The 7,122-nt window shown below is 57.8% G+C and carries 6 protein-coding genes; 5 read left to right on the top strand and 1 reads right to left on the bottom strand.

Annotated elements, in window-relative coordinates; translation table 11 throughout:
* Positions 1-248: hypothetical protein (locus R6U41_RS11970; protein ID WP_410270065.1), on the bottom strand; the 248-nt coding region annotated here is incomplete at its 3' end.
* A 304-nt stretch (positions 249-552) separates the two neighbouring features.
* On the opposite strand from R6U41_RS11970, the gene aceA reads away from it, so the two are divergent.
* The 5 genes from aceA to R6U41_RS11945 form a co-directional block, all read left to right on the top strand.
* Entirely contained in the window at positions 553-1,899 is a 1,347-nt protein-coding gene (gene aceA / locus R6U41_RS11965) for an isocitrate lyase (RefSeq protein WP_410270066.1), read from the top strand.
* Positions 1,900-1,913: 14 nt separating this feature from the next.
* Positions 1,914-4,856: a 4Fe-4S dicluster domain-containing protein gene (locus R6U41_RS11960; protein ID WP_410270064.1), complete on the top strand. Its 2,943-nt coding sequence runs from the start codon at positions 1,914-1,916 to the stop codon at positions 4,854-4,856.
* A gap of 4 nt (positions 4,857-4,860) precedes the next feature.
* Positions 4,861-6,174, top strand: a complete 1,314-nt coding sequence (nrfD, locus tag R6U41_RS11955; RefSeq protein WP_410270063.1) for an NrfD/PsrC family molybdoenzyme membrane anchor subunit — start codon at positions 4,861-4,863, stop codon at positions 6,172-6,174.
* Positions 6,167-6,694, top strand: coding sequence for a DUF3341 domain-containing protein (locus R6U41_RS11950; protein ID WP_410270062.1), 528 nt, complete (start codon positions 6,167-6,169; stop codon positions 6,692-6,694). The genes nrfD and R6U41_RS11950 overlap by 8 nt, the downstream gene beginning before the upstream one ends.
* Positions 6,691-7,122 (top strand): hypothetical protein (locus R6U41_RS11945; RefSeq protein ID WP_410270061.1); only part of this gene is annotated, 432 nt, incomplete at its 3' end. The genes R6U41_RS11950 and R6U41_RS11945, both read left to right, overlap by 4 nt.

The raw sequence follows: 7,122 nt of genomic DNA, 5'->3' as shown, positions 1-7,122 counted from the left end.
ACCTCGGCTGACGGGGGCGCATTTTCCAGTGCGTTGAGCAGGATTCCTCCCAGTTCCCGGGCTGTGGTGCGACGCATGCGGTTTTTGCGCCTGCGGCCCGGCCTGGATATCCACATGCAGTGGTAGCGGGGATCATCTGCGACCGTAATTTCCGGTCCCAGAATCAGTGGGCAGAGGTCCATGAAAAGGCGGCGCTGGGGTGGGTACTGGTAAAAATCGGTGCGGATGGCGTCAATCGCCTCTGCCATGGACAAAAAGACGTGTTCTTTTCCGTCCAGGGGCGTGTCTCCTTTTCAGGTTGTTAGGGGGCAGGCAATCTGGTTTTTAATGCCTTTGTCCCATGACTGTCTGTTTTTATAAGCCAGAATTCAGATTCGGACCAGTTTTTTTTCTGCCTGGATTCTTGATTTTTTTCTCCGGCGTTTGCATGAAGTAGAAAATCATGTGCAAAATATGCAAACCGGAATTAACTTTTCTGTGAAATCGCTGCAGCGTCACAGCTGATGTGCGCGGATTCATGCATTCAACCCCTGGAGAAAAGGAAGCCCTATGATCAAGACCATCAACGAGCAGGCCGTGGAGCTTGAATCAAAGGTGTCCTGTCACCTCATCGATACACAGGAAATCGAGCAGTTGGAACAGTCCTGGAAGAGCGATCCCAGGTGGAAGGGCGTGACCCGGCCGTATACGGCTGCTGATGCCCTGCACCTGCGGGGAACGCTTCCGGTGCAGTACTCATGGGCCGATGCCGGTGCCAAGCGGCTGTGGCGGCTTCTGCACACTGAGGAGTTTGTGCCGGCTCTGGGCGCGCTGACCGGAAACCAGGCCGTACAGCAGGTGGAAGGGGGCCTGAAGGCCATTTATGTCAGCGGATGGCAGGTGGCGGCCGACAACAATACCGCGGGCGAAATGTATCCAGACCAGAGCCTGTATCCGGCAAATAGCGTGCCCAACGTGGTGCGCCGGATCAACAACGCCTTTAAGCGCGCCGACCAGATCCAGGTGCTGGACTGCAGGCAGGACGGGCCGTATTGGTACGCCCCTGTGATCGCAGATGCCGAGGCCGGATTCGGCGGGCCGTTAAATGCCTTTGAGATCATGAAGTTCATGATCGAGGCCGGGGCCGCAGGGGTCCACTTCGAGGACCAGCTGGCTTCGGCCAAAAAGTGCGGCCATCTCGGCGGCAAGGTCCTGGTGCCCACCCGGGAGTTTATCACCAAGCTGATTGCCGCCCGTTTGTCTGCAGATATCTGCGGGGCGCCCGCACTTTTGATCGCCCGCACGGATGCGGATGCGGCAAAGCTTTTGACAAGCGACATTGACGAGCGGGACCGGCCCTTTATCATCAGCCAGGAGCGCTCGGATGAAGGATATCACTGGATTCAGCCCGGCATTGAATCCGCCATTGCCCGGGGCCTCTCCTATGCCCCGTATGCGGACATGGTCTGGTGCGAAACCTCGGTGCCGGATCTGGACCAGGCCCGGCAGTTTGCCGAAGGCATCCGCGCCCGATACCCGGACAAGCTGCTTTGCTACAACTGCTCGCCTTCCTTTAATTGGCAGGCCAACCTTGACAGTGCCGCCCTTTCCCGGTTCCAGCGGGAATTGGGGGCCATGGGCTATAAGTTCCAGTTTGTCACCCTGGCCGGGTTCCATTCCCTGAACCTGGGGATGTTCGAAATGGCCCGCAGCTATCGCGACGAAGGCATGGAAGCGTATTCGCGCTTCCAGCAGGAGGAGTTCAAACATGAGAAGGAGGACGGCTACATGGCCACCACCCATCAGAAATTTGTGGGCACAGGCTATTTTGACCGGGTCATGACCACCATCACCGGCGGCAAGGCCGCCACCGGCGCCATGGCCGACTCCACCGAGAGCTCTCAGTTTACCAAAAAGTAAAGGGGTTTTGGCGCATGGATCGTCGAACCTTTTTGAAACTTGCGGGTATGGGGAGCTTGGCGTTTGCCTCCGCATGCACCCTGGAAAATGAGAAAAACCTCTATTCCCTGGTCCGGCTCGAAGACGACATGATGCCCGGCAGTGCCAGCTGGTATGCCTCGACCTGCCGCCAGTGCCCGGCCGGATGCGGGGTGTTGGCCAAAAATCGGGAGGGGCGCGTTATCAAGCTCGAAGGCAACCCGCTGCACCCGATCAACAAAGGCAAACTCTGTATCCGCGGCCAGGCCGCCCTCCAGGAAGTTTTTCATCCGGACCGGCTTAAAAAGCCCTGCATCAGGGACAACAACACCTGGAAAACCATCGAATATGACAGGGCCCTGGCCCTGCTGTCGGAAAAAACAAAAGCCGCGGCAGCCAAAGGCGAAAACCGGGTGCGCATGATCACCGGCATTGAAGGCGACATGCGTATGGATGTTTTCAAAAAAGCCCTTGCAGCGGCAAACAGCACAGAGCCCCTTGTTTTTGAGCCCTTTTCCTTTGAAAAGATCAGGGCGGCCAACCAGCAGGTTTTCGGCGTAAACGCCATCGGCTCCTGGCAGATCCGTGAGGCGGACCTTCTGCTGGGCTTTGGCGCGGATTTCTGCGAAACCTGGCTTTCGCCGGTGGAATATGCCCGGCAGTTTAAAACCATGCACGCCTGGCAGGGGTCTGCAAAGGGCCGGTTTTTCCATGTCAGCCCTTGGCGGGGCATTACCGGGGCCAATGCCGATTGCTGGCTGTCCTGCGTCCCGGGTACTGAAGCGGCCGTATGCCTGGGCTTGATCCGCCGGGTCATGGAACAAAAACCGCCCAGAGACATCCCGGCAGAGACCGCAAAAGCCATCCGGGCGGTTTCAGATCCCTTTGACGCCAACCAGGTCACCGCCATGTCCGGCATAGACCCGGATGCCTGGCAGCGCCTGGCCGCGGCCCTTTCAGAGGCGGACAACCCCCTGGTGCTGGGCGGCCCGGCAACAGCGGCCGACACCTGTGACGTGCAGACCGAGTTTGCGGTCAACCTGCTCAACTACCTGCTGGACCCGGGTCTTGAAAAAATGGATTTTACCCGGCCGCACCGGATTCAAAGGGCTGCATCCCACTTGCAGATTTTGGATTTTTCCGATCGCGTCGGCGCCGAGTCCCCGGATGTGGTGTTGTTAAACCAGGTCAATCCCGTATATGTCCTTGGACCGGGGATAAAGGAGCGTCTTGACCAGACCGATGCCTTTGTGGTCTGTTTTTCCAATTTCATGGACGAGACCGCCCAATGCGCGGACCTGGTTTTTCCCACCAGCCTGGCCCTGGAATCCTGGGACGAGTATGGGGCATACCCGGACCTGCTTTCTCTTTGCCAGCCGGCTATGAAATCCCTTCACGGCGCGCCCTGTATCACGGATGTGTTTTTGCAGATCTTCCCGGAGGCAGCGCAAAACACCGCAAACGCCAAAGAGCGGCTCCTTGCGCATGTGCAGCAGAATTACCCGGTCTCTGATGCCCGGACCTGGATGCAGGCCGTGCGCAAAGGCGGCCTGTTTGATCTGCTCCGGCCAAAACAGGCGCATGAAAAGCCCCGGCTGCAGCAGCCCGCGTTTGCAAAATGGCTCACCAGGATTTCCGCTTCCGGCAATTTGCAGCGGATTTTTTTTGCCGCCCTGCCGTCTGTGCGCTTTTTTGACGGGCGTGCGGCAGATCTGCCCTGGGCCTGCGAAATCCCGGACCCGGTCACCCAGGTGGCCTGGCAGAGCCCGGTACTGGTGCATCCGGACACCGCGGCAAAGCTTGGCATCTCCCATGAGGACGTGGTGCGCGTCCGCACCGTCCACGGACAGATCCAGGCGCCGGTGTATGAAACATCAGACATTCATCCCGGGCTGATCGGCCTTCAGGCGGGCCAGGGGCACACCGCCGGGGGCAGGTATGCAAAAGGGCAGGGGGCAAACGCGTTTTCGCTTTTTTCCGTGAAACCTGGATTTGCCGCAGACATTGCCGTCTGCCAGACTGGTGCCCTGGAAGTGGAAAAAACCGGCCAAAAGCAAAAGCTTGCCGCCACTGCCGGCAGCATGGATCCCCATGGCCGCAAAATCGCGCTCACTGCTTCCGCAGACGAGCTGACCAAACCGGCGGGTAAGGAAAAACACGGACTGGCCATGCACGATTTTCCCCTGACCCTGCCCCTGCCCGAGGGCTATGACAAGCACCGGGATTTTTACCCCCCGCATGATCACGAGGATTACCGCTGGGCCATGGTGGTGGACCTGGACCGGTGCATCGGGTGCAGCGCCTGTGCGGCGGCCTGTTATGCGGAAAACAACTTGGCCGTGGCCGGAGAAGAGCAGATCATCAACGGCCGGGAAATGTCCTGGATCCACATTGAGCGCTACTGGCAGATTGATGATCCGGGAAACTTCGTTTTTCTGCCCATGCTCTGCCAGCACTGTGACAATGCCCCGTGCGAGTCGGTCTGCCCGGTCTACGCTCCCCACCACAGCAAGGAGGGGTTAAACAACCAGATCTACAACCGGTGTATCGGCACCCGGTTCTGCGCCCAGAACTGCCCCTACAAGGTCAGGCGCTTTAACTGGTTTGACGGGAAATGGCCGGAACCGTTAAATCTCCAGCTCAACCCGGATGTCACGGTGCGCAGCAAGGGGGTTATGGAAAAATGCTCCTTTTGCGTTCAGCGCATCAAGGCGGCCCACGGCCGGGCAAAGGATGAAAGCAGAAAGATCAGAGACGGCGAGGTGACCCCGGCATGCGTGCAGACCTGTCCCACAGACGCCCTGGTATTCGGCAGTCTCATGGATGAGGGAAGCCGGGTATCACAGATGGTCAGGGATCGCCGGGCATATCAGGTCATGGGATATTTGAACACCAAGCCAGCCGTGATTTATCTCAAAAAAGTGGTGCACAAGATCTGAGGCCATGGAAAAACTTTCATTTCAGGAGATTGACAACACTGTTGCCGCCACTCTGGAGCCGCCGGGCCGGTTTTACTGGGGCGTGGTGGGACTGCTGTTTTGCGGGGTCCTGGTGGGCGCTTTCTGCTGGGGCTGGCAGATTATGGTGGGCATCGGCGCAGGCGGCCAGAACAGCCCGGTCAACTGGGGCACCTATCTGATCAATTTCGTGTTCTGGGTGGGTATTGCCCATTCCGGAACCCTGATCTCCGCTATTTTGTACCTGCTGCGGGCTGAATGGCGAAACCCCATTGCCCGGGCGGCTGAAACCATGACCGTGTTTGCCGTGTGCACGGCCGGCCTTTTTCCGTTTATCCACCTGGGCCGGGTGTGGATGGTTTACTATATGCTGCCGGTTCCCAATCAGCGCACCCTGTGGCCCAATTTCCAGTCACCGCTGATGTTTGACGTGGTGGCCATCAGCACCTACCTGATTGTCAGCGTGCTTTTCTGGTACACCGGCATGCTGCCGGATCTGGCCATCATCCGGGACCGGGCCACGGGTGTTCGAAAAAAGGTGTTTTCCGTGCTCTCCCTTGGATGGACCGGAAGATACGAGCACTGGCGGCATTACACCCGGGGCTATCTGTTGTTTGCCGCCCTTGCCACGCCCCTGGTGATATCCGTGCACAGCGTGGTATCCTGGGATTTTGCCCTGGGCGTGATCCCGGGCTGGCACACCACCATATTCGCCCCGTATTTCGTGGCCGGCGCCATTCACTCGGGCCTGGCCATGGTGCTGACCCTGATGATCCCCATGCGAAAGATTTTTAAGGCAGAGCGCATCATCACCATGCACGTGCTGGAAAGCGTTGCCAAGACCATCGTGTTTACCGGCCTGATCGTGGGCTTTGCATACGGCACTGAGTATTTCATTGCCTGGTACAGTCAGAACACCGTGGAAATGGAGGTGTTTTCATTCCGTTCCACCGGCGGGTTCACCCTTGCCTACTGGATCATGGTGGTCTGCAATTCCATTGTGCCCCTGCTGTTTTTCTTCAAACGCATCCGCACCCATATTTTCTGGTTGTTTGGGATTTCCATCGTGGTTAATGTCGGCATGTGGTTTGAGCGGTTTGTGATTATCATCAGCAGCGTGGCCCATGATTTTCTGCCCAATGCCTGGGGCCAATATGCGCCCACGGCAATCGAGTACGGGATCATGCTGGGCAGTTTTTCCCTGTTTTTCTTTTTTTACTTTTTGTTTGTCAAGCATCTGCCGGCCATTTCCATGACCGAGATGAAGGAACTGCAGCATCAGGAAACAGCCCATGAATAGCGGCCATACACAGTTAACCGCCCTTTTTGCAGACGACAGCCGGGCGGCCAAAGCCATTTTGACCCTGCGCGATACCGGCTGGTCTGTTGCAGACGTACGCGGCCCCATTCCCAGCGAGGCCATATCAAAGGCCCTTGGGGTCAAAAAAAGCATGGTGGGGTGGTTTACGCTTTTGGGCGGGTTTATCGGATTTTTTCTGGGATATTTTCTGGCCGTTTTTACGGCCACGCGCTGGGACCTGATGGTCAGCGGCAAGCCGGTGCTGTCCTATGTGCCGTTTTTTATCGTGGGCTTTGAGTTCACGATTTTGTTTGCCGTGTTTGGAAACGTGCTCGGCCTGATTCTGCTGGCCCGGCTGCCGGCCTATCAGGATCTGCCCCACCGGGTCACCCGGTGTTCCTCTGACCGGTTCGGGGTGGTGGTGGACTGCGATTTGGACAAAGAAAATGAACTTCGGGCAATTTTAACCCAACTGGGCGCGGAAGTGCCCGAACAATCGGCTACAGGCGGGGAATCGTGACTCAGCAGATCCGGAATCAGCAAAAGTCAATAAAGCGCATTTATGCGGTTTGCCTGGCGCTGGCGGGCCTGGGGGTGGCCGCTTTTGCGGCCGGTCTGCTTTTGGGAAGGCCCGAAGCCGCCTGGCGGGCTTATCTGGTCAATTTTCTGCTGTTTTCCGCAGTGGCCCAGGGCGGACTGGTGTTTTCCGCTATGATGAATACCGTGCACGCCCGCTGGAGCCGCCGGCTCTCGGCTTTGGCTGAATCCTTTGCCGCATTTTTTCCGGTGTCGTTTGTTCTGTTTCTGGGGCTGTTTTTCGGCCGGGCCTACGTGTTTCCATGGATGGGCCAGGACCTGCACGGCAAGGAGGTGTGGTTAAACGTGGGGTTTTTGTTTTCCCGGGACATCATCGGGCTGCTGATCCTCTACGGGCTGGGCTTTGCCTAT

Origin of the sequence: Desulfosalsimonas sp. (genome assembly GCF_046483245.1) — a bacterium.
Classification (GTDB): domain Bacteria; phylum Desulfobacterota; class Desulfobacteria; order Desulfobacterales; family Desulfosalsimonadaceae; genus Desulfosalsimonas.
The sequence above is the reverse complement of the archived record's forward strand: the minus strand, read 5'-3'. Positions and strand labels throughout refer to the sequence as shown.

Excerpts from the sequence above, each read along its gene's own strand:
- R6U41_RS11950 (WP_410270062.1), top strand. The coding sequence starts at position 6,167 with ATGAATAGCGGCCATACACAGTTAACCGCCCTTTTTGCAGACGACAGC.
- R6U41_RS11960 (WP_410270064.1), top strand. The coding sequence starts at position 1,914 with ATGGATCGTCGAACCTTTTTGAAACTTGCGGGTATGGGGAGCTTGGCG.
- nrfD (WP_410270063.1), top strand. The coding sequence starts at position 4,861 with ATGGAAAAACTTTCATTTCAGGAGATTGACAACACTGTTGCCGCCACT.